Source organism: Ancylobacter sp., from assembly GCF_965279025.1.
Taxonomy (GTDB): domain Bacteria; phylum Pseudomonadota; class Alphaproteobacteria; order Rhizobiales; family Xanthobacteraceae; genus Ancylobacter.
Genome location: NZ_OZ257132.1, coordinates 1,233,999 through 1,257,226 on the forward strand (window position 1 = coordinate 1,233,999; position 23,228 = coordinate 1,257,226).

The following is a 23,228-nucleotide window of genomic DNA, read 5'->3' on the forward strand; positions in this document are numbered from 1 at the left end:
GCGCGATAAGCTGTTGCAAATGTCTAGATATCTGCTTCAACTAGACGTCTAGGCGCATTCCCGCCGCCCTTCCCGAACAGCCGACGCAACAGCTTGAGCGCATTTTCCCCGCCGCCGCACGACCCACGGGTCGAACGCTTCCACAGCCTGTTCGACGCCTTCGCCGCGTGCGGCGCGACGGCGGCCGGCGGCGTTCACCGGCTCTGCGCCAGCCCCGCCGATGGCGAGGCCCGCGCCGTGTTCGCAGCCGCCGTGCGCGATGCGGGTGGCACCGTCAGCATCGACGCGGTCGGCAACCAGTACGGGCTGTTCGCGCTGGCGCCGCGGCACGGCGCGCCGCAGGATGATGTGCCGCAGGAGAATGTACCGCTCGTCATGTGCGGCTCGCATCTCGACAGCCAGCCCCAGGGCGGGCGCTTCGACGGCGCGCTCGGCGTGGCGGCGGCGGTGGCGGCCGGCGCGGCGCTGATGGCGGCCAAAAAAGCGACGGAGACGGCGGGCGCGCCCTTCGCGGCCGATTTCTGTGCCGTCAACTGGACCAATGAGGAGGGCGCCCGCTTCCGCCCCAGCCTGCTGGGAAGCGGCTTCTTCGCCGGGCGGCACGATGCCGCCTATGCCCTCGCCCGCACCGACGATTCCGGCACCTCGCTGGGCGAGGCCCTCGCCGCCATCGGCCAATGCGGGAACGACGCACCGCCGAAAACGCCGGCGGCCTATCTCGAACTCCATGTCGAGCAGGGCCCCGCGCTGGAGCAGGCAGGCGCGACCATCGGCATTGTCGGCCGCAACTGGGGCGCCGCCAAGTTCGAGGTCCGCTTCGACGGCGAGCCGGCCCATACCGGCCCCACCCCGATGCCGCGCCGCCGCGATGCCCTGCTGGCGGCGGCCTATCTGATCGCGCAGACCCGCGCCATTGCCGACCGGTGGCCGGGCATTGTCCACTCCTCCGTCGGCCGCCTCCTCGTGCTGCCGAACTCGTCCAATGTGGTTCCTAGCGCGGTGAGCCTGTCGGTCGAGATCCGCGCCGCCGATGACCGCATCCTGGCGGAGGCCGCCGCGCTGGCCGCCGACGCCGTCCGCGACGCGGCGGCACGGGCCGGCGTCGATGTCGGCGTGTTCGAGCCGGCGGAGCGGCCGGGGCGGGAGTTGCCGCGCGACATGCGCGACCTAACGGCAGCCTGCGCCGAAGCGCTCGGCCTGCCGCATCTCGGCCTCGACACGATATCGGGCCACGATGCCCTCAGCCTGCTCGGCCTCTGCCCCACCGGGCTGGTGTTCGTCCCCAGCGCCGGCGGCATCGCCCATAGCGAGCGCGAATACACAGCCCCCGGCGATCTCGAAGCGGGCTTCCGGCTGCTGCTGGAAGCGGCGACGCGGCTGTGCCGCGCGGGCGGGATGGTCGAGGCCGCGATCCATGGAGCCGCTGATGCGTGCGATCCCGTCCACACTGCCCGTTGAGGCCCGCATCGAGGCCGCGCTGGCGCGCCTGCCCGGCCTGTCCGGGCGGGTCCGCTCGCACGCCCTCGCCGTCGCCCCGGTGGCCTCGCCCATGCATCGCGGCGTTGCCTCCGACGGGGTGCGGCTGGATCTCGTCGACGGCGCCAGCGTGTTCCTGAAGATCCATCACGAGGATTGCGCCGCCGACGTCACCCCGCACGCCGCCGAAGCCGTGCGCAAGGCGGCCGCGCGCGGCGTGACGCCGGCCCTCATCGAGGCGGCAGACGGCGCGCTGGCGCTGGCATGGCTCGATACGCCCTGGCGCTATGCCCGCGTCGGCGACCTGCAGGATGCCGCCCTCCTCGCCAAGGTGCTGGCGGCGAAGAAGGTGCTGCATGTCGACGGCCCCATCGGCCACCGCGTCGACCCCTTCGCCCGCCTCGCCTCGCTGTTTGCCGAGGTCGTCGCCGCCGGTGCGCCTCTGCCGGACGACACCGAGCGCCTCGTCGCCACCTGCGCGCTGATCGGCGAGGCCGTCGAGGCCAGCGGCATCGACCTCACCTTCTGCCACAATGACGGGGTGGCCTCGAATGTCATGCTGCACGGCGAGAGAGGGGATGTCCTTCTCGTCGATTTCGACCTCGCCGGCGACAATGACCCCTGGTTCGATGTCGGCGCACTGATCAACGAGGCCTGCCGGTTCGAGGCGGATGAGCGCGCCGCCATCGAGGCCTATGCCGGCGCGTGCGAGGAGCGGGTGCTCAATCGCTGCCGGCTCTACGGCATCGTGGACGACACGATGTGGGGCCTCTGGGGCCTCGCCCGCGCGGCGGCGACGCCCCGGCCCGGCATCGAATTCCACAAATATGGAACCTGGCGTCTGTCGCATGCGCACGCAAAGGTGGCGGCGCGCGGCTTCGAGACGTGGCTCCGCCGGTTATAGGCGGGCGAGGGGAGAAGGCCGCGATGTCCTGGAAGACCCTTGGTGCGGCGGAAACCGCCGCCGAGCACGAGCTGGAAGCCATTCTCGCCCGCACGCCGCGCTGGAGGGGGCAGGCGCTGCGCTACCGCCCGGTCTCCGGCGGCATCAGCAACGCCAATTGGCGGATCGACGCGGGCGGCCCGCGCGATTACTTCCTGAAAGCCCCCGGGCGCGGCACCGAGATGTTCATCGACCGCGTGGCGGCGCATGAGGCCAGCCGGCGGGCGCATGCCAGCGGCTTCGGCGTGGAGGCGGTGGATTTCCTTCCCGATCTCGGCGTCGAAATCTTCGTGTTCGTGGAAGGCTTCCGCGCCTCCTCCACGCTTGATTTCCTGCGCCCCCCGGTCCGCCGCAACGCGGTGCGGGCGCTGAAAGCCTTCAATGACAGCGCGCCGCTGGGGCTCACCAAGACCATTTTCGACATGATCGAGGAACATGAGGCCCAGGCGCGGGAGGTCGGCGGCAGCCTGCCGGCCGACCAGTCCTTCCTCATGCGCCGCTGCGCCGAGGCCAAGGCGGCGTTCACCGCCTCCGGCATGGACCTCGTGCCCTGCATGAACGACACGCTGGCCGGCAATTTCATGATCGACGCCGCCGACGAGGTGATGATCGTCGATTTCGAATACGCCTCGAACAATGAGCGCGCCTATGAGCTGGCCGGCTGGTTCGATGAAATGGCGTTTCCCCGCGGCATCGAGCGGGAAATGACCGAAGCCTATTTCGGCCATGTCAGCCGGCAGGTCGAGGCGCGCATCAACGTGCTCAAGGGGCTGGCGGACCTCAAATGGTCGACCTGGGCGATGATCCAGGAGGCGGTTTCCAGCCTTGACTTCGACTTCCACAAATATGGAATGTGGAAGTACATGCGCGCCCGCAACCAGTTCCACCATCCCGACTGGAACGCCTGGCTGCGCTGGCTCTGAGCGGTTTCCCCCGGCCTATCCGAGGCGCGCGCGAAGCCACCGCGCCGGACGCCCGTCAATGGCCGCCAGCCCGAGCGCGATGATCGCGAAGCCGAGAAATTCGCGCGGCTCCAGCGCCTCGCCCAGCACCAGCGCGCCCAGCAGGATGGCGCTCACCGGCACTAGGAAGGTCACCAGCGAGATATTGGTCGCCCCGTTCCGCGCCACGATGCGGAAGTAGAGGATATAGGCGAGGCCGGTGGAGAGCACGCCGAGCCCGATCAGCGCGCCGATCACCGGCAGCGAGGGCACCGGCAGGCGCCAGGGCTGGTCCAGCAGCGCCACCACCGGCAGCAGCAGCACGCTGGAGGTGGCGAGCTGCGCCATGGCGACGCCGAGCGGCGGCAGATGGCGGAACCGGCGGGAATAGACGGCAGCGAAGCCATAGGACACCGTCGCGCCGATGGCGGCGAGCTGCGCCGGCAATTGATGGCCGCCAAGCTGGCCCAGCAGCGCCGGACCCATCATGACCGCCACGCCGAGAAAGCCCAGCGACACGCCCGTCAGCTTGCCGATGGTGAACTTCTCGTCATGGGTGAAGGCCTGCGCCACCAGCACGGTGAACAGCGGCGTCGCCGCGTTCAGGATGGAGGAGAGCCCGCTCGGCAGATGCTGCTGCGACCAGGCGATCAGCCCGAAGGGGATGATGTTGGCGATGACCGCCAGCACCAGGAATTCCCCGATCAGTCGCCGGTTCATCGGCAGGTGGACGCCGCGCGCGCGCGCAATGATCCAGAGCGCCAGCGCGCCGATGGCGACGCGCGTCAGCACCATGGTGAGCGGGGGTATCTCCGCGATCGCCACCTTGCCGAAGAAGAACGAGCCGCCCCAGATCAGCCCCAGCAGCGCCAGCGCCCCCCAGTCGGAAGGCGCCATCGGCAGCGGGCCGGCCAGCGAGGTGGCAAGCCCGGTGCGGTGGACAGGCCCCGAGGCGGACATGGAAGGCTCCTGCAACGCGTGGAGCGGCGTTCTAGTCCTTCCCGGGGTCGAGCGCCACCCGATTCCGGCGGGCAGCCCATCGGCAGGCCACTCCCGCTCGTCATCCTGAGGCGCCCGGCAGCGCCGGGCATTGAGGAACGCACAACGCCGCCACGCGACGGGACGGGAAAGCGCCACGTGCCTGCGTGCTTCGAGGCCGGCCTGCGGCCGGCACCTCAGCATGACGGGGGACGAGGGGTAGCCGGCGACGGGGGACGACGGGCGGCCCCGCAGGCGTACCGTCATGGCCGGGCTCGACCCGGCCATCCACGTCTTCCTTGTCCACAAGCGCCGGGTCGCATTCGTGGATCCCCGGGCCAAGCCCGGGGATGACGGGAGATGACGGGGCGACGGGCGTATAGGCAGCCCCGTCGCCCCCCGGTCCGCTCGTCATCCTGAGGTGCCCGGCAGCGCCGGGCGTTGAGGAACGCACAACCCCGCCGCGCGAAGGAACGGGAAAGCGCCACGCGCCTGCGTGCTTCGAGGCCGGCCTCCGGCCGGCACCTCAGCATGACGGGGCACGAGGGGTGGCCGGCGACGGGGGACGAAAGCCGGCCCATCGGCCTGCCCGGCGCGCCCGCAAGCGCACCGTCATGGCCGGGCTCGACCTGGCCATCCACGTCTTCCCTGTCCACAAGCGCCGAGTCCCAGTCTTGGATCCCCGGGCCAAGCCCGGGGATGACGGCCGCAAGGGCCCGCCGGGCGCTACGGCGTCGCCTTCGCCGTGTCGGCCAATGCCGCCCGGACCAGCGCCAGCGCGTCGGGGCTCGCCCATTCCGCCGGGCCGGCAATATGGCCGATCTCGCAGCCCTGCGCGTCGATCAGCATCGTCGTCGGCAGGCCGAAGCCGCGGCCCACCACCCGCAGGTCCTGGAAGGCCTGCGCCTTCGGGTCGGTATAGAGGGCGAGCCGCTGGAGCCCGGTCTCCTGGAAGAAGGTCTTCGGCTTGGCGGGGTCGCGGGTGTCGATATTGACGGTGATCACCTCGAAGCCCGGCACGCCCGCCGCCGTCGGGCGGCCCAGCTCGGCCTGCAGCTGGTCCAGCGCCGGCATTTCCTTGCGGCAGGGCACGCACCAGGTCGCCCAGATGTTGACGAGCTTGAGCCCGTCGCCGCCGACCTGCGACAGCCGGGTCGGCTGGCCATCCGGGGCGAGGAAGGCGAGGTCGGGGATGCGGGTCGGCTTCTCGGTCGGCGCGAAGGCGGCGAGCTCTCCCTTGGCGAGCGAGGCCAGGCGCTTGCCGGTCTCACTGGCCGCACTGCACCGACCATCCACCTCATCGGCCTGACTAGCCACGCCGGACGGCGCCGGCGCAACAGGTCCGGTGGCAACGACATTGCGCCCCCCGCCCCCTATCCCGTATACGCCTGCCAGCCCGACAATGGCGCCCAGCACCAAGGCGGCCGCCATGACCAGGGCGAACCGGCCGATGCGGCGCGGCGAACCCTGGCTTTGCGGTTCGCCTGCGTCCTCGGGTCGTTCGGTCATGGCCGTCCTCGCGGAGAAAAAGTCAGCATGAGCAACAAGATGTGGGGTGGCCGCTTCGAAACCGGACCCGATGCCATCATGGAGGAGATAAACGCCTCCATCGGTTTCGACCAGCGCCTGTATGCGCAGGACATTGCGGGATCGAAGGCGCATGCCTCGATGCTGGCGGCGAAGGGGATCATCGACAAGGCAGATGCCGAAAAGATCGTCGCCGGTCTAGACACGATCCTGTCAGAGATCGACGGCGGCGATTTCGTCTTCCAGCGCGGGCTGGAAGACATCCACATGAACGTGGAATCGCGCCTCGCCACCCTGCTCGGCCCCGCCGCCGGCCGCCTCCACACCGCCCGCTCGCGCAACGACCAGGTGGCGACGGATTTCCGGCTCTATGTGCGCGACACGATCGACACGCTCGACGCACAAATTCGCGATCTACAGCAGGCACTTGCCGAGAAGGCCCTGCTGCATTCCGGCACGGTTATGCCCGGCTTCACCCATTTGCAGACCGCCCAGCCGGTGACCTTCGGCCACCATCTTCTGGCCTATGTCGAAATGCTCGGGCGTGACCGCGGGCGCTTCCGCGACGCCCGCGTGCGGCTCAACGAGTGCCCGCTCGGCGCCGCCGCGCTCGCCGGCACCTCCTTCCCCATCGACCGCCATGCCACCGCCAGCGCGCTCGGCTTCGACCGGCCGACGGCGAATTCGCTCGATTCCGTCTCGGATCGCGATTTCGTGCTGGAAACGCTGGCCAGCGCCTCGATCTGCGCCATGCACCTCTCCCGCTTCGCCGAGGAGATCGTGATCTGGACCTCGCCGCTGGTGGGCCTGCTGAAGCTCTCCGACCGCTTCACCTCCGGCTCCTCGATCATGCCGCAGAAGCGCAACCCGGACGCGGCGGAGCTGGTGCGCGCCAAGATCGGCCGCATCGCCGGCGCCTTCTCCGGCCTGCTCATGGTGATGAAGGGCCTCGCCCTCGCCTATGCCAAAGACATGCAGGAGGACAAGGAAGGCACGTTCGACGCGCTCTCCACCCTCTCGCTGATGATCGCGGCGACGTCCGGCATGGTGCGCGACATGGCGCCGGACGAGAAGCGGATGAAGGCGGCGGCGGGCTCCGGCTACTCCACCGCCACGGATCTCGCCGACTGGCTGGTGCGGGTGCTCGGCCTGCCGTTCCGCGAGGCGCACCATGTCACCGGCCGCATCGTCGGCCTCGCCTCGGCCAAGGACGTGCCGCTGCACAAGCTCTCGCTCGCCGAGATGCAGTCGGTGGAGCCGCGCATCACCCAGAAGGTGTTCGGCGTGCTGTCGGTGTCGAAATCGGTGGCGAGCCGCGTTTCCTATGGCGGCACGGCGCCCAAGAATGTCCGCGCCCAGGCCGAGCGCTGGATGAAGCAGCTGGCGAAATAAGCGCGCGCTACCGTCATGGCCGGGCCTGGCCCGGCCATCCACGCCTTTGCGTTCCCTGCCCTCGAAGCCATGGATCCCCGGGCCAGGCCCGGGGCTGACGTCGCTCTTGCGGCGGGGCTCAGGCCTTCCGCCCCAGCAATCTCAACGCGTTGGCGGTCACCAGCACGGTGGCGCCGGTGTCGGCGAGGATGGCCGGCCACAGGCCGGTGATGCCGGCAATGGTGGTGACCAGGAACACCGCCTTCAGCCCCAGCGCCAGCGTGATGTTCTGGTGGATATTGCCCATGGTGGCGCGCGAAAGCCCGATCATCGCCGCAACATCGCCCACCCGCCCGTGCAGCACGGCGGCATCCGCCGTTTCCAGCGCCACGTCGGTGCCGCCGCCCATGGCGATGCCGACATTGGCGGCTGCGAGGGCCGGCGCGTCGTTGATGCCGTCGCCGACCTTGGCGACCTTCAGCCCCTCCCGCTGCAACTCGCCGACGATGCGCTGCTTGTCCGCCGGCATCAGCCCGGCGCGCACCTCGATGCCGAGAGCGGCGCCGATGGCCTTAGCGGTGCGCTCATTGTCGCCGGTCAGCATCACAGTGCGGATGCCGGCGGCCTTGAGGCTGTCGAGCCCGGCCCGCGCGTCAGCACGCGGCTCGTCGCGCAGGGCGAGCAGCCCCTGCACCCGGCCATCGCCCAGCAGCACCGTCACCGTCTTGCCGGCATCGTTGAGGGTTGCGATGACGGCAAGCTGCGCCTCGGCCAGCGGGGCACGTGCCGCTGCCGCCTTGGGCGAGCCGAGGAACAGCGCCACGCCGTCCACCGTGCCGCTCACCCCCTCGCCCCCCAGCGCGCCGGCCTCGCGCACCGCAGGCACGGCAAGGCCGCGTGCGGCCGCCTCTGCCAGGATGGCGCTGGCGAGCGGATGGGTGGAACCCGATTCGAGCGCGGCAGCGCGAGCCAGAAGGCTGGCCTCATCGCCCTCGAAGACGAGGATGTCGGTCACCTTCGGCTTGCCCTCGGTCAGGGTGCCGGTCTTGTCGAATGCCACTGCATTGATGGTGCGCAGCACCTCCAGTACCGCGCCGCCCTTGATCAGCAGGCCGCGCCGCGCGCCGGAGGCAAGGCCGGCGGCGATGGCGGCGGGGGTGGAGATCACCAGCGCGCAGGGGCAGCCGATCAGCAGGATGGCGAGGCCCTTATAGACCCACTCGTCCCATCCCGCCCCGAACAGCAGCGGCGGCACCACAGCCACCAGCGCGGCGAGCACCACGACGAACGGGGTATACCAACGCGAAAAGCGATCGATGAAGCGCTCGGTCGGCGCCTTGCTCTCCTGCGCCTCCTCGACCAGCCTCACCACGCGGGCAATGGTGTTGTCGGAAGGCTCGGTGGTCGCGCGGATGGTGAGCGCGGCCTCGCCATTCACCGTGCCGGCGAACACCGCGTCGCCGGTCTCCTTGGCCACCGGCACGCTTTCGCCGGTCACCGGCGCCTCGTTCACCGAGCCCCTGCCCTCCAGCACCTGCCCATCGGCGGGAATACGCTCGCCGGGCCGCACCAGGATCACGTCGCCGACCTTGAGGCTGTCGGCCGGCACCTCGCGCGTGGCGCCGCCTTCCACCAGCCGGGCGGTCTTCGGCACCAGAGCGGTGAGCGAGCGGATGGAGGAGCGCGCGCGGCCGGCGGCGACGCCTTCCAGCAATTCGCCGACCAGGAACAGGAAGACCACCGCCGCCGCCTCTTCGGACGCGCCGATGATCACCGCCCCCACCGCCGCGATGGTCATCAGCGTCTCGATGGAGAAGGGCGTGCCGGACAAGGCCGCCATCAGCGCCCGCCGGGCGATCGGCACCAGCCCGAGCGACAGAGCGGCGATGAATATCCACGGGTCGAGCCCGGGGTAGAAATGGCCGAGCCCATAGGCGGCAGCCAGCGCCGCGCCGCACAGCAGGGTGAGCCGCGCCTTGCCGGTCTTCCACCACGGCATGTCGTCGGGCAAATGCGCATGGCCACCGGGCGCCGGGGCCGTCGGCGTTGCCGGCGCCTTCGCAGCGTGGTCGTGCCCGCTGGTGGCATGCGCATGATCGCCGCCACAGCCGGGCCCGTGCTCATGGTCGTGCTCATGGCCGTGATCGTGCGGGTGGTCGTGCCCGTGGTCATGGTCATGCGCCGGCGCGAGCGGAGCGGTGCCGCCTGCAGCGGCCCGCGCCGTCGCCGGCAGGGGCGCGATGGCGTAGCCGAGGCCGGTGACGCGCCGCTCCAGCAGCGCGAGGTCGGCGCCGTCATGCTCCACCGTCATCGTGCCGGCGGTTACCGACACCGACACCTCCTCGACGCCATCAAGGCGACGTACGGCCGTATCGATCTTCATGGCGCAGGAGGCGCAATCCATGCCCTCGATACGGTAGCGGGTCTTTTCGGCCGACATATGCCACTCCCTGCGCCCGGACTTGTCGCGACGCCGAGGGCACCCTACTTCCTCTAGCGACTAGAGGAGCAAGCGGGAAATGGAGCCGGCGCGAATGACGGGCAACCACACCATCGGCGATGCGGCACGGGCGAGCGGCGTGAAGGTGCCGACGATCCGTTATTATGAGCAGATCGGCCTGCTGCCGCGCCCGCCGCGCACCGAGGGCGGCCGCCGTTCCTATGGCGAAGAGGATCTGCGCCGGCTGGCCTTCATCCGCCATGCGCGCGAGCTGGGCTTCGAGATCGACGCCATCCGCACCCTGCTGAAGCTGCAGGACGAGCCGGAGCAGTCCTGCGCCGCCGCCGATGCGCTGGCGCGCGACCATCTGGTCGCGGTGGAGCGCCGCATCGCCAGCCTCACGGCGCTGCGCGGCGAGTTGCAGCGCATGGTGGAAGGCTGCTCGCACGGCCATGTCGCCACCTGCCGGGTGATCGAGATCCTCGCCGACCATGGCGAATGCCGCCATCATCATCACGCCGCCGCCTGAACCCGCCGGGCCGCGCGGCCGGCCTCACGCCGGGGCGGCCCGCTCCTCGTCGCGCGGTGCATCGCGGGTGAAGCCGGCGCGTTCCTCGCGCACCGCGCCGACGATGAAGTCCTCCACCGTGCGGATACGCCTAAGGTCGCGAATGTCGGCATGGGTCACCAGCCAATAGGCGCGGCGGAAGCTCAGCTCCGGCAGCAGCCTCACCAGTTCGGGGTGATCCAGCGCGGCGTAGTCGTGCAGGATGCCGATGCCGCCGCCCTGCCGCACCGCCTCCATCTGGCCGACCACGCTGGCGCATTCCAGCCGCCGCGCGTCCACCTCGCGAAACACCTCGAAATAGTCGAGCGCCGGCGAGTAGACGAGATCGGGCACATAGGTCACCAACAGCCGCCCAGTGACATCGCGCAGCGTGTTCACCGGGCCGGTGCGGGCGAGATAGTCCCGCGCCGCGTAGACGCCGAGCGTGTAGTCGGTGAGCTTGCGCGCCACCAGCCGGCCCTCGCTCGGCCTTTGCAGCGTCACCGCGATATCCACCTCGCGCTTGGGCAGCGAAAAGCTGCGCGGCAGCGGCGCCAGCTGGATCGACAGGCCGGGATGCTCCTCGGCCAGCCGGCCGAGGCGGCCGGCGAGGAAATAGGTGCCGAACCCGTCCGGCGCGCCGATCCGCACCGTGCCGGCCAGCGCGAGGTCGACATTGCCCAGCGCCGCCTGCGCCTGCAGCATCTCGGTCTCGATACGCTCGGCATGGGCCAGCAGCCGCTCGCCGGCCGGGGTGAGCTCGCTGCCGGTGGTGCGCCGCTCCAGCAGCTTGGAGCCGAGGCTCGCCTCCAGCGCGCCGAGCCTTCGTCCGACGGTGGCGTGGTCGAGCCCAAGCTGGCGCGCCGCCGCCAGCATCTGGCCGGCACGGGCGACCGCGAGGAAGATGCGCAGATGATCCCAATCCATGGCACCATGCCTAGCCAATTGTGCGCAGCCGCACAACGGATGCGAAAACATCGTCGTTGAAGTGACGAGTTTCGACAAGCACAACCGCAGGCAGGAAAAACCAGAGGGGAGATCGCAATGGCGGTCATCGGTCACTACATCGCCGGCAAGTCCGTCACCAGGGCCGGGCGCAGCGCGCCGGTCTTCGATCCCTCCACCGGCGCGCAGTCGGGCGAGACGCTGCTGGCCAGCGTCGCCACGGTGGGCGAGGCGGTGGCCGCCGCTGCCAAGGCCTTCCCCGCCTGGGCCGATACGCCGGCGCTGACCCGCGCCCGCATCATGTTCAAGTTCAAGGCGCTGCTGGAGCGCGACATCGACGCGCTCGCCGCCGCCATCACCCGCGAGCACGGCAAGACCTTCGAGGACGCCAAGGGCGAAGTCACCCGCGGCATCGAGGTGGTCGAGTTCGCCTGCGGCATCCCGCATCTGCTGCGCGGCGATTTCACCGAGCAGGTGGCGCGTGGCGTCGACGTGTTTTCCGCCCGTCACCCGCTCGGTGTCGTGGCCGGCATCACGCCGTTCAACTTCCCCGTCATGGTGCCGATGTGGATGTTCCCGGTGGCGCTGGCCTGCGGCAACGCCTTCGTGCTCAAGCCCTCCGAAAAGGATCCGACCCCCTCGTTGATGCTGGCGGAACTGCTGGCCGAGGCCGGCCTGCCGGCCGGCGTGTTCAACGTGGTGCAGGGCGACAAGGAGGCGGTCGACGCCCTCCTTACCCATCCCGATATCGCGGCGGTCAGCTTCGTCGGCTCCACCGCCATCGGCGAATATGTCTACAAGACCGCCGCCGCCAACGGTAAGCGGGCGCAGTCGCTGTGCGGCGCCAAGAACCATCTGGTGGTGATGCCCGACGCCGATCTCGACAAGACCGTCGACGCGCTGATGGGCGCGGGCTACGGCTCGGCCGGCGAGCGCTGCATGGCGGTCTCGGTCGCGGTGGCGGTCGGCGGCGTCGGCGACGCGCTGATGGAAAAGCTGGTGCCGAAGGTACGCGCCCTCAAGGTCGGCCCCGGCCTCGACCCCGACAGCGAGATGGGTCCGCTGGTCACCAAGGAGCACCTCGCCAAGGTCTCCGGCTATGTCGATGACGGCGTCGCCGCCGGCGCCGAGCTGGTGGTGGATGGGCGCGGCCTCAAGCTGCAGGGCTATGAGAACGGCTATTTCATCGGCGGCTGCCTGTTCGACAACGTCACCCCGGACATGAAGATCTACAAGGAAGAGATCTTCGGCCCGGTGCTCTCCGTGGTGCGCGTCGACCGCTATGACGAGGCGCTCAAGCTGGTGAACGAGCACGAATACGGCAATGGCGCCGCCATCTTCACCCGCGACGGCGACGCCGCCCGCGCCTTTGACCGCGACGCCAAGGCCGGCATGATCGGCATCAACGTGCCCATCCCGGTGCCGGTGGCATTCCACTCCTTCGGCGGCTGGAAGCGCTCGGTGTTCGGCGACCGCAACGTCTATGGCATGGAGGGCGTGGGCTTCTACACCAAGATGAAGACCACCACCGCCCGCTGGCCCACCGGCATCCGCGAGGGCGCCCAGTTCGTCATGCCGACCAGCGGCTGAGGCAGGGAATGGCCGTCATCCCGGCCGAAGCAACGCGCAGAGCCGGGATCGTGCGCAGATGGAAGCGCGCTCTTCCTTGACGCGATCCCGGATAGGACCTGCGGTCCTTCCGGGATGACGACCGTTGTGGGAGCCCCCCCGCACACCCTACCGTTTCATGTCCGGGCAGACATAAGGCACCTGCGCCACGGCGTAGCGGTGCTCGACCACATCCTTGCCGGCCTTCACCCGCAATATGAGCTGGGTCGCCGACAGCTTCTGCACCTTGGCGGTGATCGTGGCGCCGTCCTCATCCCAGGAAATCGCGTCCGGCGCGGTGCGGGTCCATCGGCGCAGGGCATAGGTCTCCCAGCACGAATCCATCAGCAGCGTGCCGCCGTGCAGAAACACCAGCATCATGCCGGGCAGCTTCGAGGCTGGGTCGGTCTCGACCCAGACGCGGCCGACCAGCCCGTCGGCCGCCGGCGTCTCGGCCGCCTGCGCCCCCGCAGACGCCGCCAGCGTCAGTGCGAGCCCGGCGGCAAGGTTGATGAGCGTCTTCATGCGCGTCTCCCGTTTCAGGCGGGCGCTTGTATAGCGGGTCGGCAGCCCACCCCGCGGTATCTTCACGCTCAGCCCGGCCATCCGCAGCCCCCGCCAGAGAACGTACGCCCCTCACTCCCGCTCGCGGCCGAAGTCCGGGGCGGCGGTTTCCTGGCCGATCTCGATGATCGAGCGGCGGATGGCGCGGGTGCGGGTGAACAGGTCGAACAGCGCGTCGCCCTGCTCCCAGCGAATGGCCCGCTGCAGCGCGATCAGGTCCTCGGTGAAGCGCCCCAGCACCTCGATCACCGCCTCGCGGTTGTTGAGGAACACGTCGCGCCACATGGTCGGGTCGGAGGCGGCGATGCGGGTGAAGTCGCGGAAGCCGCCGGCCGAATACTTGATCACCTCGGACTGCGTCACCTCTTCCAGATCCGCCGCCGTGCCGACGATGTTGTAGGCGATGAGGTGCGGCACATGCGAGGTAATGGCCAGCACCAGATCATGGTGCTCGGGCGTCATGGTCTCGACATTGGCGCCCATGGCGGTCCACAGCGCCACCAGCCGCGCCACCGCGTCCTCGTCCGTCCCCTCCGGCGGGGTGAGGATCGACCAGCGGTTCTTGAACAGCGTGGCGAAGCCCGCATCCGGGCCGGAATATTCCGTGCCCGCCACCGGATGGCCGGGGACGATGTGGACATTGCCCGGCAGATGGGCGCGCAGGGCGGTCACCACGGCGCCCTTTACCGAGCCGACATCGGAGACGATGGCGCCGGCCTTCACATGCGGGGCGATGGCTTCCGCGACCGCGCCCATCGCGCCCACCGGCACGCACAGGATGATGATGTCGGCGCCGTCCACCGCCTGCGCCGGGGTCTCGGCGACGCGATCGGCGAGGCCCAGCGCGCCGGCGCGTTCGCGCACAGCCGCCTCGCCGTCATAGGCGACCAGCGTGCCGGCAAGCCCGCGCGCCTTGGCCGCCCGCAGGATGGACGAGCCGATGAGGCCGATGCCGATGACGGTCAGCCGGCCGACCAGCGGTTGGGCGAGCGGCGGATCAAGCACCATCGCCCGTCTCCTTGCCGAAGAACGTCTTCAGGGCCGCGACCAGCAGGCGGTTCGCCTCCTCGGTGCCGACCGTCAGCCGCAGCGCCCCCGGCAGCCCATAGGAATCCACCCGCCGCAGGATCAGCCCGCGCTGGCTCAGGAAGGCGTCGGCCTCCTTGGCGGTGCGGCCCGGCGTATCGGGAAAATGCACCAGCAGGAAATTGGCCACGCTCGGCGTCACGGTGAGGCCGAGCGCCGTCAGCTCGCTTGCGAGCCAGGGCAGCCACGTCTGGTTATGGGCGATGGCGGCGTCGACATGCCCGGCATCCTCGATCGCCGCCACGGCGGCGGCCAGCCCCGGCGCCGAGACGTTGAACGCCCCGCGAATCCGGTTCACCGCATCCACCACCTCGGCCGGCCCGTAGAGCCAGCCGACCCGCAGCGCCGCAAGGCCGTAGATCTTCGAGAAGGTGCGCAGCATCACCACATTCGGGCAGGTGGCGACCAGCTCGATGCCCGCCTCGTAATCGTTGCGGCGGACATACTCGGCATAGGCCGCATCGAGCGCGAGGAGCACATGCGGCGGCAGGCCGCGCTGCAGCCGCTTCACCTCGTCGAAGGGCAGATAGGTGCCGGTCGGGTTGTTGGGGTTGGCGAGAAAGACCACCCGCGTCTTTTCGGTCACCGCCGCCAGCAGCGCGTCGACATCGGAACGGTAGTCCTTTTCCGGTGCCACCACGGGGGTCGCCCCCGCCGCCAGCGTGGCGATGCGATAGACGAGGAAGCCGTGCTGCGAATAGAGCACCTCATCGCCCGGGCCGGCAAAGGCGGCGGCGGTCAGCATGAGCAGCTCGTCCGAGCCGGTGCCGCAGACGATGCGCGCCGGGTCGAGCCCGTAGGTGGCGGCAATCGCCTCGCGCAGCCGGGTCGAGGAGCCGTCGGGGTAGAGCTCCAGCGCCGTCGACGACTGGAAGGCGGCCAGCGCCTTCGGGCTGGGGCCGAGCGGGTTTTCGTTGGCCGAGAGCTTATGCACCTTCACCCCGGCGCCCGCCTGCGACTTGCCCGGCACATAGGCCTCGATCTCCAGCACGCTGGCGCGCGGCACGGGACGGGTGGGGCGGGTGGCGTCGGTCGACATGACGGGGCTCCGAAGGGCGGCGGGCATCAGGGGTGGAGGAAGGCGACGGGCCGGCGGGGATCAGCCAAGCGGGGATTGGCTGACCTTCGGCGCGTGGGTATAGCGGCTCGCATGGCTGCCGACGAGAGCCACCGCGCGCACGGAAGCCCCGCATTCGCGCAGCGTCGCCAGCACCGCATCGAGATTGACCGCGCCGCCGACCGGGATCGAGGCCAGCAGCGCCGCCCCGTCCAGCCCGCGATCGGGCACCGCGATGACGTCGGCGAGCGGCGCCAGCGCCCGTGCCGCCTGGGCGTTCCAGCCGGAAACATGCAGGCTCCAGGCCTCGACCTCGGTCACCGCCCCGTCGGTCACCGGGTGGGCGATGCAGAACACCGGCAGCCCGGCCGGGTGGTCGGCCCGCTCGACGAAGGGCAGGCGGGCGATGATCTTTGGGGCGTGCTCGCCTTCCAGCGCCGTCCACCACGCCCCGGCGGAAGGCGAGGCAAAGGCCGGCACGAGGCCGAGATCGCCGCGCGAGCGCGCCACCGCCGCCACCACGCCAGCCGCGCCCATATGGCCGATGAACGGGACGGTGAAGCCGAAATGGAAGCGCGAGGCATCGCGCATCGCCGCCTCGCCCGAGGCGAGGTCGGCATGCACCGCATAGGGCGCCTGCACATAGGTGAAGGTGGAGATGATGACCCGCCAGATGCCCTCGACCGTGTCGAGCGGCAGGATGCCGCGGTGCCGATCGACGATCTGGCGCATCATCGAGGCCTCGCGCGCCGGGCGGAAGGCCGAGCCGCTCTCCGTCCCCTGCGCCCGCTTCACCGCCACCAGCCGGTCGATGATCTGGCTGCGCTCGATCAAAAGCGCGTGCATCGCCGCGTCGATGCGGTCGATCTCGGCGCGCAGGCTGCCAAGGTCCGGCGCGGCGGCCGGGACCGGGGAGGAGCCTGCCGGCGCGGGGGCCTGCGGGGTGGCGGCGATGTTGGCTTTCGTGTCCATCAGGGGATGTCGTAAACCCCGCGCGCGTCGCGCGCAAAGCAAAATCGGGGGCCCGGCTCTATTGACAAGTGTGGCCTGTGGGATCATCCGATCGTCCGGTATAAAGAACTCTTCGTCCGGTATGACGGTTCCCATGTCCGACAACACCGCCCTGCGCGATCTTTCGTCTCACGAAGCCCGCGGCGAAGCGGACCACCCGCATTCCGCCGTGGTGCGCTTCGGCGCCGAGGCGCCGCTGCCGCTCGACGCGGGCGGCACGCTTACCCCGTTCCAGATCGCCTACCAGACCTATGGCACGCTGAACGCGGCGCGTTCCAACGCCATCCTGCTCTGCCACGCGCTGTCCGGCGACCAGCACGCGGCCAATGTCCACCCGGTCACCGGCAAGCCGGGCTGGTGGGAAACGCTGGTCGGCCCGGGCAAGCCGGTCGACACCGATCGCTTCTTCGTCATCGCCTCGAACGTGTTGGGCGGCTGCCTCGGCACCACCGGCCCCTCCTCCACCAACCCCGCCACCGGCCAGCCCTATGGGCTCGATTTTCCCGTCGTCACCATACGCGACATGGTGCGGGCGCAGGCCATGCTGATCGACCATCTCGGCATCGAGACGCTGCTCGCCGTCGTCGGTGGCTCCATGGGCGGCATGCAGGTGCTGCAATGGGCGGTGAGCTATCCCGAGCGCGTCTTCGCGGCGATGCCCATTGCCACGGCCGCGCGCCATTCGGCGCAGAACATCGCCTTCCACGAGGTCGGCCGGCAGGCGGTGATGGCCGATCCCGACTGGCGCGGCGGGCGTTACCTCGCCGAGGGAACCAGCCCGAGGCGCGGCCTCGCCGTGGCCCGCATGGCCGCCCACATCACCTATATGTCGGACCCCTCGCTGCACCGGAAATTCGGCCGGCGGCTGCAGGACCGCGACGGGCACACCTTCTCTTTCGACGCCGACTTCCAGGTGGAAAGCTATCTGCGCCACCAGGGCGAGTCGTTCGTCGACCGCTTCGATGCCAATTCCTATCTCTATGTCACCCGCGCCATGGATTATTTCGACCTCGCGGCAGACTATGACGGCGTGCTTGCGCATGCATTCAAGGGCGCCAGGACGCGCTTCTGCCTTGCCTCCTTCACCTCCGACTGGCTGTTTCCGACCTCCGCCTCGCGGGCGGTCATCCATGCTCTCAACGCTGCGGGGGCGCAGGTCTCCTTCGCCGAGATCGAGAGCGACAAGGGCCACGATTCCTTCCTGCTCGACGAGCCGGAATTCTTCGCCATCACGCGCGGCTTCATCGATGCCGCCGCCCGGGCCGTGGGAGTGAAATGATGGCGACCCGCGACCTGACCATGCGCGAGGCCGCCCGCGTCGCCGGCGCGCGCGTCGACCTGCTGCTCATCGCCGAGATGGTGCGGCCGGGTTCGCGCGTGCTCGATGTCGGCTCGGGCGACGGCGAATTGCTGGAACTGCTCGCCACCACCCGTGGCTGCGACGCGCGCGGCATCGAGCTCTCCCGCGAGGGCGTCAATGCCGGCGTGGCGCGCGGCCTGCCCATCATCCAGGGCGACGCCGATGTCGATCTCGCCGACTATCCCGACAATTCCTTCGACTATGTCATCCTCTCGCAAACCATCCAGGCCACGCGCCGGCCGAAATGGGTGCTGGAGCAGATGCTGCGCGTGGGCACCCACGCCATCGTCTCCTTCCCCAATTTCGGCTTCTGGCGCATGCGTCTGGATCTGCTGCTGAACGGCCGCATGCCGAGCACGGAAAACCTGCCCTATAGCTGGCACGACACGCCGAACATCCATTTCTGCACCATCCGCGATTTCGTCGCGCTGGTGGAGGAGGTCGGCGCCCGCATCGACCGCGCGGCGGCGCTGAACGGCTATGGCCACCCCGTGCGCTTCAACCTGCCCTGGGCGGTGTGGAACCTGCTCGGCGAGCAGGCGGTGTTCCTGCTGTCGCGGAAGGGATAGGCGGTACGGTCAACGCAGAAGGCGGCGCTGCAGGAAGGACTGCATGTCGCGCCGACCATCGGCGACGGCGATCACGGATACCACCCTGCCCTCGATCAAATAGATCATGCGGTAGGATTGGTGATGCAACTCGCGAAGGCCGACGACACCAAGATGGGATAACTCCCTCGGCATGTTGCCGCGGCTCGGCATCTCCGCCAGAGTGGCAAGCCTTCCCTGCAAGGCGGAAAGAATCTGCCCGGCACGAGCCGCAGATTCGCTTTCGGTGAGAAATCGGCGGATTTCGGCGAGATCGCGCGCCGCACCGAGCGTTAGCTGAACATCGTATCGCATGCAGGGATCGCCCGCCGGCTCAATCTACTGACCCGTCGTGGATGCGCTGGAAGGCCTCGTCCAGGGGCACGACCTTGCCCTCGCGGATTTCCTGCTGACCTATCTGAATGATCCGCATCAGCGCGATCGCCTCCTGCATCTCCTCATAGGAGTCGATGTCCTGCAGCACCGCCTTGGCCTCGCCATTGACGGTGATGATCATCGGCTGCTGGTGCTCGGCCAGCTTGCCGATCACCTCGGCGGCATTGGCCTTGAGATAGCTGATCGGCTTGATGCGGTCGGAGAGCTTCATGGCGGGCCTCGTTGATGCCAGGCCGAATATAGTCCGAATTCGGTCCGCTTTGAAGCTCCCCCTCACCCGCCCATCGGCTGCGGCGCCAGCACCGGCTCGAACACCCGCAGGCGGGCGCGGCGCTTGGTGGGGACCGGCTTGTAGACCTGCTTGGTCGCCTCGACGATGTGCACCCCGGCGAAGGGCAGCGACAGGCTCGACCCTACCCGCTCCCACGCCACCGCCGAGCGCAGGAACCAGTTGCGCGTTACCGGCGGCATGTAGAGCGCCTCGTCCCAGCCCACCGGGGTGAACAGCGCCCCGCGCAGCAGATCGGTGATCTGTGTGCGGGAGAAGGGCCGTCCGTGGCCGAACGGGTTGTTCTCGGTGCGCGCCCACACCCCGCGCCGGCTCGGCACCACGCAGAGCAGCCGGCCGCCCGGGGCCAGCACGCGCCACACTTCGCGCAGCACCTCGCCGGCATCGGGGGTCATCTCCAGCAGGTGCACGGCGATCACCCGGTCGATCATGGCGTTGCGCAGCGGCAGCTCGGTCTCGTCCACGAGAGCGGCGAGCGTCGGCGCGGCCGAGGGCCAGCGCGTCACCCCCTGCGCGCCCGGCATGAAGGCGAGGGAGCGCTCGCACTCCTCGCGGAACACACCGAGATAGGGGGTGGCATAGCCGATGCCCAGCAGCGACAGGCCGCGCACATTGTCGAAACGCGCGCGAATGGCGCGTCCGACGAGGCGGCGGGTCACCACGCCGAGGGGGTGGGCATAGAAGCTGCGGAGGCCGACGACATCAGGATACATGGCTTCCCTTATAGCGAGAGCGATGACGCCTTGAAATCACCACCCTTTTAGGCCACATAGACGGGGCATGCGGATGTGTCGTCCGTATCGGGGCCGCGTCGCTCGATGTCCGCTTCGGCTGGGAGCTGGTTTCGGTCAGGTTTTCCTGATCGAGTTTCCGCCTCCACTTCTGAGCCGCGGCAGTCTTCGGCCCTTCATCATCTGAAATCGCCGACGTCCCAGGCCACGCGGGGTGTCTCAACACCCCGTGATTCGCAGTTCGCGCCCGATGTGCGCGCGGACGCAATCGCCCATGAAAGAATTTTACTTGAACTCCTTCAACGAACTCGGCCTTGCCGAGCCTATCCTGAAAGCCCTCGCGGAAGCGAACCACACCACCCCCACCCCGATCCAGATCCAGGCCGTGCCGCAGGTGCTGGCCGGGCGCGATCTCATCGGCATCGCCCAGACGGGCACGGGCAAGACGGCCGCCTTCGCGCTGCCGATTCTCCAGCATCTCGTCACCAACCGCTTCCGCCCCGAGCGCCGCTCCGCCCGTGCGCTGGTGCTGAGCCCCACCCGCGAGCTGTCCGGCCAGATCCTCGAGAGCTTCCGGCTCTATGGCAAGCATGTGCGCCCCTCCACGGCGCTCGCCATCGGCGGTGTGCCGATCGGCCGCCAGGCCCGCGCGCTGGCCAATGGCGTCGACGTTCTGGTGGCCACCCCCGGCCGCCTCGTTGACCTGCTCGAGAACAATGCCGTGCGGCTCGACATGGTCGAAGTCCTCGTCCTCGACGAAGCCGACCAGATGCTCGACATGGGCTTCATCCATGCCATCCGCGCCATCTGCGCCCGCCTGCCGGCCAAGCGCCGCAACCTGTTCTTCTCGGCCACCATGCCGCGCGAGATCGAGAAGCTGGCCGATTCGCTGCTCACCAACCCGGTCCGCGTCGCCGTGACCCCGGTCGCCAAGACCGCCGATCGCGTCGAGCAGAAGGTGCTGTTCACCGACCGCGCCGGCAAGCCGAACCTGCTGGTCGAGCTGCTGTCCGAGCCGGAAATGGACCGCGCCCTCGTCTTCTCGCGCACCAAGCACGGCGCGGATCGCGTGGTGAAGGGTCTGGCCGGTGCCGGCATCGCCGCCGAGGCGATCCACGGCAACAAGTCCCAGCCGCAGCGCGAGCGGGCGCTCGCCGCGTTCCGTCAGGGCGTGGTGAAGGTGCTGGTGGCGACCGACATTGCCGCGCGCGGCATCGATGTGCCGGGCGTCAGCCACGTCATCAATTACGACCTGCCCAACGTGCCGGAAAGCTATGTCCACCGCATCGGCCGCACCGCACGCGCCGGCCGCGAGGGCATCGCCGTCTCCCTGTGCGATGGCGAGGAGCGCGCCTTCCTGCGTGACATCGAGCGGTTGATCAAGATCACCATCCCCTCGGTAGACCGCCGTGGCGAAAGCCGCCGCGAAGGCGCCCCGCGCCTCGAAGGCTTCCGCTCGGAAGGTCGTCCGGAAGGTGCGCGCCCGGCGCGCGATCCGCGTGGACCGCGCAGCGACGCCCCGCGTGGCGCCCGCCCGTTCAATCGCGGCCCGCGCCCCGAAGGGGCGGACGTCCGCAAGGACGGCCCGCCGCGCGAGGGCCGTCGCCCGCCGCGTCGCAAGGCCTATAACGCCGCGACCTGATCCAGTGTCGAGACGGGACCTCGCGTGCCGAAAGGTGCGCGGGGTCCTCTGGCGTTTGCTGCCCCGCAGCATTATCAGCACAAGACAAATGCCGGCCGGCAGGGTATTTGCCTAGCGGCAAGGCCGGCAGCAGCCTGTACGAGGAGAGCCATTAATGGCGAAAGAGGAACTGCTCGAGTTCGACGGCACCGTGACGGAAGTTCTGCCCGACGGCAACTTCCGCGTCGTGCTCGACAATGAACACGAGATACTCGCCTATGCGGCGGGCAAGATGAAGAAGAACCGTATCCGCACCATCGTCGGCGACCGTGTCGTCGTCGAGATGTCGCCTTACGATCTTGATCGTGGCCGCATCAACTTCCGCCACAAGACCGGTGGCCCGACGCCGCCGATCGGTAGCGGCCAGCGTCGTCCTCCCCCGGGCCGTCGCCGCTGAGCAGCCGGGCGTCATGCCCGGCAGCCTCACGCCCTGAGCCTTGGGGACGGCGTCCGCGCGCTGTCGAAGTGACGAGCGTCTGGTACGCTCCGCTCAGACCGGCCAGTCGGCGAGGCGCCAGGCCGAATCCCAGAACATCCATTCGAGTTCCGTGGCCCGCTTGTAGGCCGCGTGCATCCGCGCGAGCACGGCCGGCGAGGCCCCGGCCGCCGCGCGGTCCGTCGTGGCGATCACCGCCCGCACCGCCGCGTGGAATTCCTCGCCCGCATAGGTGTCGATCCAGGCGTCATAGGGGTTCGGCCGTACCGCGCGGCCCAGAATGTCGCGCCCGACCTCGGCATAGATCCAGAAGCACGGCAGCAGCGCCGCCAGCACCACCGGATAGGGCTCGGCATAGGCTGTGGCGATCAGGAAGCTGGAATAATGATGGCACACCGGCGACGTCGGGGTGCGCTCGAACTCGTCGGCATCGACACCGAACGCAGTGAAGAAGTCGGCATGCAGCGAGCGCTCCACCACCACGGCGACCTTGGCGCCTTCCGCGAACTGCACCAGCCCGTCCGGGTCGTCCGCCTTCGCCGCGGCGATCGCCAGCGCGCGGCCGAACGCGATCAGGTAATGCGCGTCCTGCACCATGTAGTGCCGGAAGCGCTCGGGCGACAGCGTGCCGTCGGCCAGCGCCGCATTGAACGGCATGGTGCGGATGGCCTCGAAGGTCGGCAGGTTGCGGCCCCAGGCATGGGCGCTGAAGGTCGAGCCGTCGCTCATGGGCATAACTCCGGAAATGAAAAGGGCCGCTGGAGAGCGGCCCGGATCATAGTCATTTCAGGCCGTGCGGCGAGCCTCAGTGCGACAGGCGCGCATCCGCCTCGATCGCGGCGGCCGCAGAGGTCAGCTGTTCGAGGAACTGCTGGCGGCTGGCGCGGGTGGTCTCGTCGCGGGCGTCCTCGACGTCTTCCTGCGCGTCGCGGATCATCTTGGCGAGATTCTCGGCCCGCAGCTCGGCGAGCGGGATGGCGGTCTCGGCGAGCACGGTGAGGCCCTGCGGGTTGGCTTCGGCGAAGCCGCCACGCACGAAGAGCTTCTTCGCCGCGCCGTCGCCCTTGATCGTCAGCACGCCGGGCTTCAGCGTCGACACGAAGGGCGCATGGCCGGCGAGAATGCCGAACTCGCCCTCGGTGCCGGGAACGATGACCTCGGTCACCGCGCCGGAATAGACCAGACGCTCGGGCGAGACGAGTTCGAACGGGAAGGTGGCCATGGATCCTCCAGGGGGTGCGTCAGCGTCAATGA

The 23,228-nt window shown here is 69.4% G+C and carries 23 protein-coding genes; 10 read left to right on the forward strand and 13 right to left on the reverse strand.

From position 1 onward, the window contains the following. Window positions 1–93: 93 nt before the first annotated feature. From ACQY76_RS05750 to ACQY76_RS05760, 3 genes are read left to right on the forward strand one after another with little or no spacing between them, the layout of a single operon-like run. Complete coding sequence (locus ACQY76_RS05750) at window positions 94–1,458, forward strand: allantoate amidohydrolase (RefSeq protein ID WP_428031937.1); 1,365 nt, start codon at window positions 94–96, stop codon at window positions 1,456–1,458. Next, entirely contained in the window at window positions 1,427–2,380 is a 954-nt protein-coding gene (locus ACQY76_RS05755; RefSeq protein ID WP_428031938.1) for a phosphotransferase family protein, read from the forward strand. Before ACQY76_RS05750 ends, ACQY76_RS05755 begins: the two co-directional genes overlap by 32 nt. Before the next feature lie 23 nt (window positions 2,381–2,403). After that, window positions 2,404–3,342, forward strand: a complete 939-nt coding sequence (locus tag ACQY76_RS05760) for a phosphotransferase (RefSeq protein WP_428031939.1) — start codon at window positions 2,404–2,406, stop codon at window positions 3,340–3,342. A gap of 15 nt (window positions 3,343–3,357) precedes the next feature. On the opposite strand, the gene ACQY76_RS05765 is transcribed toward ACQY76_RS05760, so the two are convergent. Together ACQY76_RS05765 and tlpA are read right to left on the reverse strand one after the other, a co-directional pair. After that, the gene (locus ACQY76_RS05765) at window positions 3,358–4,320 is read right to left on the reverse strand and encodes a DMT family transporter (protein WP_428031940.1); all 963 of its coding nucleotides are present in this window, start codon (window positions 4,318–4,320) and stop codon (window positions 3,358–3,360) included. A gap of 744 nt (window positions 4,321–5,064) precedes the next feature. After that, a complete protein-coding gene (gene tlpA, locus ACQY76_RS05770; RefSeq protein WP_428031941.1) occupies window positions 5,065–5,847 on the reverse strand; it encodes a thiol:disulfide interchange protein TlpA in 783 nt (260 codons plus the stop codon). Window positions 5,848–5,874: 27 nt separating this feature from the next. Between tlpA and argH the strand changes: the two genes are divergently transcribed. After that, window positions 5,875–7,257: an argininosuccinate lyase gene (gene argH, locus ACQY76_RS05775; RefSeq protein WP_428031942.1), complete on the forward strand. Its 1,383-nt coding sequence runs from the start codon at window positions 5,875–5,877 to the stop codon at window positions 7,255–7,257. Window positions 7,258–7,375: 118 nt separating this feature from the next. Here argH and ACQY76_RS05780 read toward each other — a convergent pair whose 3' ends face one another. Then, complete coding sequence (locus tag ACQY76_RS05780; RefSeq protein ID WP_428031943.1) at window positions 7,376–9,676, reverse strand: heavy metal translocating P-type ATPase; 2,301 nt, start codon at window positions 9,674–9,676, stop codon at window positions 7,376–7,378. A gap of 94 nt (window positions 9,677–9,770) precedes the next feature. On the opposite strand from ACQY76_RS05780, the gene ACQY76_RS05785 reads away from it, so the two are divergent. Then, window positions 9,771–10,205 carry a MerR family transcriptional regulator gene (locus ACQY76_RS05785; protein ID WP_428031944.1) on the forward strand — a complete coding sequence of 145 codons (435 nt, stop codon included), beginning with the start codon at window positions 9,771–9,773 and terminating at the stop codon, window positions 10,203–10,205. A gap of 24 nt (window positions 10,206–10,229) precedes the next feature. On the opposite strand, the gene ACQY76_RS05790 is transcribed toward ACQY76_RS05785, so the two are convergent. Further along, complete coding sequence (locus ACQY76_RS05790) at window positions 10,230–11,150, reverse strand: LysR family transcriptional regulator (RefSeq protein ID WP_428031945.1); 921 nt, start codon at window positions 11,148–11,150, stop codon at window positions 10,230–10,232. 117 nt (window positions 11,151–11,267) lie between these two features. Between ACQY76_RS05790 and ACQY76_RS05795 the strand changes: the two genes are divergently transcribed. Continuing rightward, window positions 11,268–12,758: a CoA-acylating methylmalonate-semialdehyde dehydrogenase gene (locus ACQY76_RS05795; RefSeq protein ID WP_428031946.1), complete on the forward strand. Its 1,491-nt coding sequence runs from the start codon at window positions 11,268–11,270 to the stop codon at window positions 12,756–12,758. A 147-nt stretch (window positions 12,759–12,905) separates the two neighbouring features. On the opposite strand, the gene ACQY76_RS05800 is transcribed toward ACQY76_RS05795, so the two are convergent. The 4 genes from ACQY76_RS05800 to ACQY76_RS05815 all read right to left on the reverse strand — a co-directional run bounded on the left by ACQY76_RS05800 (window position 12,906) and on the right by ACQY76_RS05815 (window position 16,455). Then, a complete protein-coding gene (locus ACQY76_RS05800; protein ID WP_428031947.1) occupies window positions 12,906–13,301 on the reverse strand; it encodes a hypothetical protein in 396 nt (131 codons plus the stop codon). 111 nt (window positions 13,302–13,412) lie between these two features. After that, complete coding sequence (locus ACQY76_RS05805) at window positions 13,413–14,348, reverse strand: prephenate/arogenate dehydrogenase family protein (RefSeq protein WP_428031948.1); 936 nt, start codon at window positions 14,346–14,348, stop codon at window positions 13,413–13,415. Beyond that, window positions 14,338–15,465 (reverse strand): histidinol-phosphate transaminase, encoded by a 1,128-nt coding sequence (gene hisC, locus ACQY76_RS05810; RefSeq protein ID WP_428031949.1) that lies wholly within the window; start codon window positions 15,463–15,465, stop codon window positions 14,338–14,340. The genes ACQY76_RS05805 and hisC overlap by 11 nt, the downstream gene beginning before the upstream one ends. Window positions 15,466–15,525: 60 nt before the next feature. Next, window positions 15,526–16,455: a chorismate mutase gene (locus tag ACQY76_RS05815; RefSeq protein WP_428031950.1), complete on the reverse strand. Its 930-nt coding sequence runs from the start codon at window positions 16,453–16,455 to the stop codon at window positions 15,526–15,528. Window positions 16,456–16,588: 133 nt separating this feature from the next. Here ACQY76_RS05815 and metX point away from each other — a divergent pair, with 133 nt between their 5' ends. After that, the gene (metX, locus tag ACQY76_RS05820; protein ID WP_428031951.1) at window positions 16,589–17,773 is read left to right on the forward strand and encodes a homoserine O-acetyltransferase MetX; all 1,185 of its coding nucleotides are present in this window, start codon (window positions 16,589–16,591) and stop codon (window positions 17,771–17,773) included. After that, window positions 17,773–18,423 carry a methionine biosynthesis protein MetW gene (gene metW, locus ACQY76_RS05825; protein WP_428031952.1) on the forward strand — a complete coding sequence of 217 codons (651 nt, stop codon included), beginning with the start codon at window positions 17,773–17,775 and terminating at the stop codon, window positions 18,421–18,423. Before metX ends, metW begins: the two co-directional genes overlap by 1 nt. 9 nt (window positions 18,424–18,432) lie before the next feature. On the opposite strand, the gene ACQY76_RS05830 is transcribed toward metW, so the two are convergent. From ACQY76_RS05830 to ACQY76_RS05840, 3 genes are all read right to left on the reverse strand, one after another. Then, the gene (locus ACQY76_RS05830; protein ID WP_428031953.1) at window positions 18,433–18,756 is read right to left on the reverse strand and encodes a type II toxin-antitoxin system RelE/ParE family toxin; all 324 of its coding nucleotides are present in this window, start codon (window positions 18,754–18,756) and stop codon (window positions 18,433–18,435) included. Window positions 18,757–18,775: 19 nt separating this feature from the next. After that, window positions 18,776–19,048 carry a type II toxin-antitoxin system Phd/YefM family antitoxin gene (locus ACQY76_RS05835; RefSeq protein WP_428031954.1) on the reverse strand — a complete coding sequence of 91 codons (273 nt, stop codon included), beginning with the start codon at window positions 19,046–19,048 and terminating at the stop codon, window positions 18,776–18,778. Window positions 19,049–19,110: 62 nt separating this feature from the next. Then, window positions 19,111–19,839, reverse strand: a complete 729-nt coding sequence (locus ACQY76_RS05840) for a class I SAM-dependent methyltransferase (protein WP_428031955.1) — start codon at window positions 19,837–19,839, stop codon at window positions 19,111–19,113. 292 nt (window positions 19,840–20,131) lie between these two features. Here ACQY76_RS05840 and ACQY76_RS05845 point away from each other — a divergent pair, with 292 nt between their 5' ends. Together ACQY76_RS05845 and infA are read left to right on the forward strand one after the other, a co-directional pair. Continuing rightward, entirely contained in the window at window positions 20,132–21,499 is a 1,368-nt protein-coding gene (locus tag ACQY76_RS05845; RefSeq protein WP_428031956.1) for a DEAD/DEAH box helicase, read from the forward strand. A 154-nt stretch (window positions 21,500–21,653) separates the two neighbouring features. Continuing rightward, window positions 21,654–21,935: a translation initiation factor IF-1 gene (gene infA, locus ACQY76_RS05850; RefSeq protein WP_213370524.1), complete on the forward strand. Its 282-nt coding sequence runs from the start codon at window positions 21,654–21,656 to the stop codon at window positions 21,933–21,935. A gap of 93 nt (window positions 21,936–22,028) precedes the next feature. On the opposite strand, the gene ACQY76_RS05855 is transcribed toward infA, so the two are convergent. Further along, window positions 22,029–22,703: a TenA family protein gene (locus ACQY76_RS05855; protein ID WP_428031957.1), complete on the reverse strand. Its 675-nt coding sequence runs from the start codon at window positions 22,701–22,703 to the stop codon at window positions 22,029–22,031. A 76-nt stretch (window positions 22,704–22,779) separates the two neighbouring features. Further along, window positions 22,780–23,196 (reverse strand): F0F1 ATP synthase subunit epsilon, encoded by a 417-nt coding sequence (locus ACQY76_RS05860; RefSeq protein ID WP_428031958.1) that lies wholly within the window; start codon window positions 23,194–23,196, stop codon window positions 22,780–22,782. Window positions 23,197–23,228: the final 32 nt, after the last annotated feature.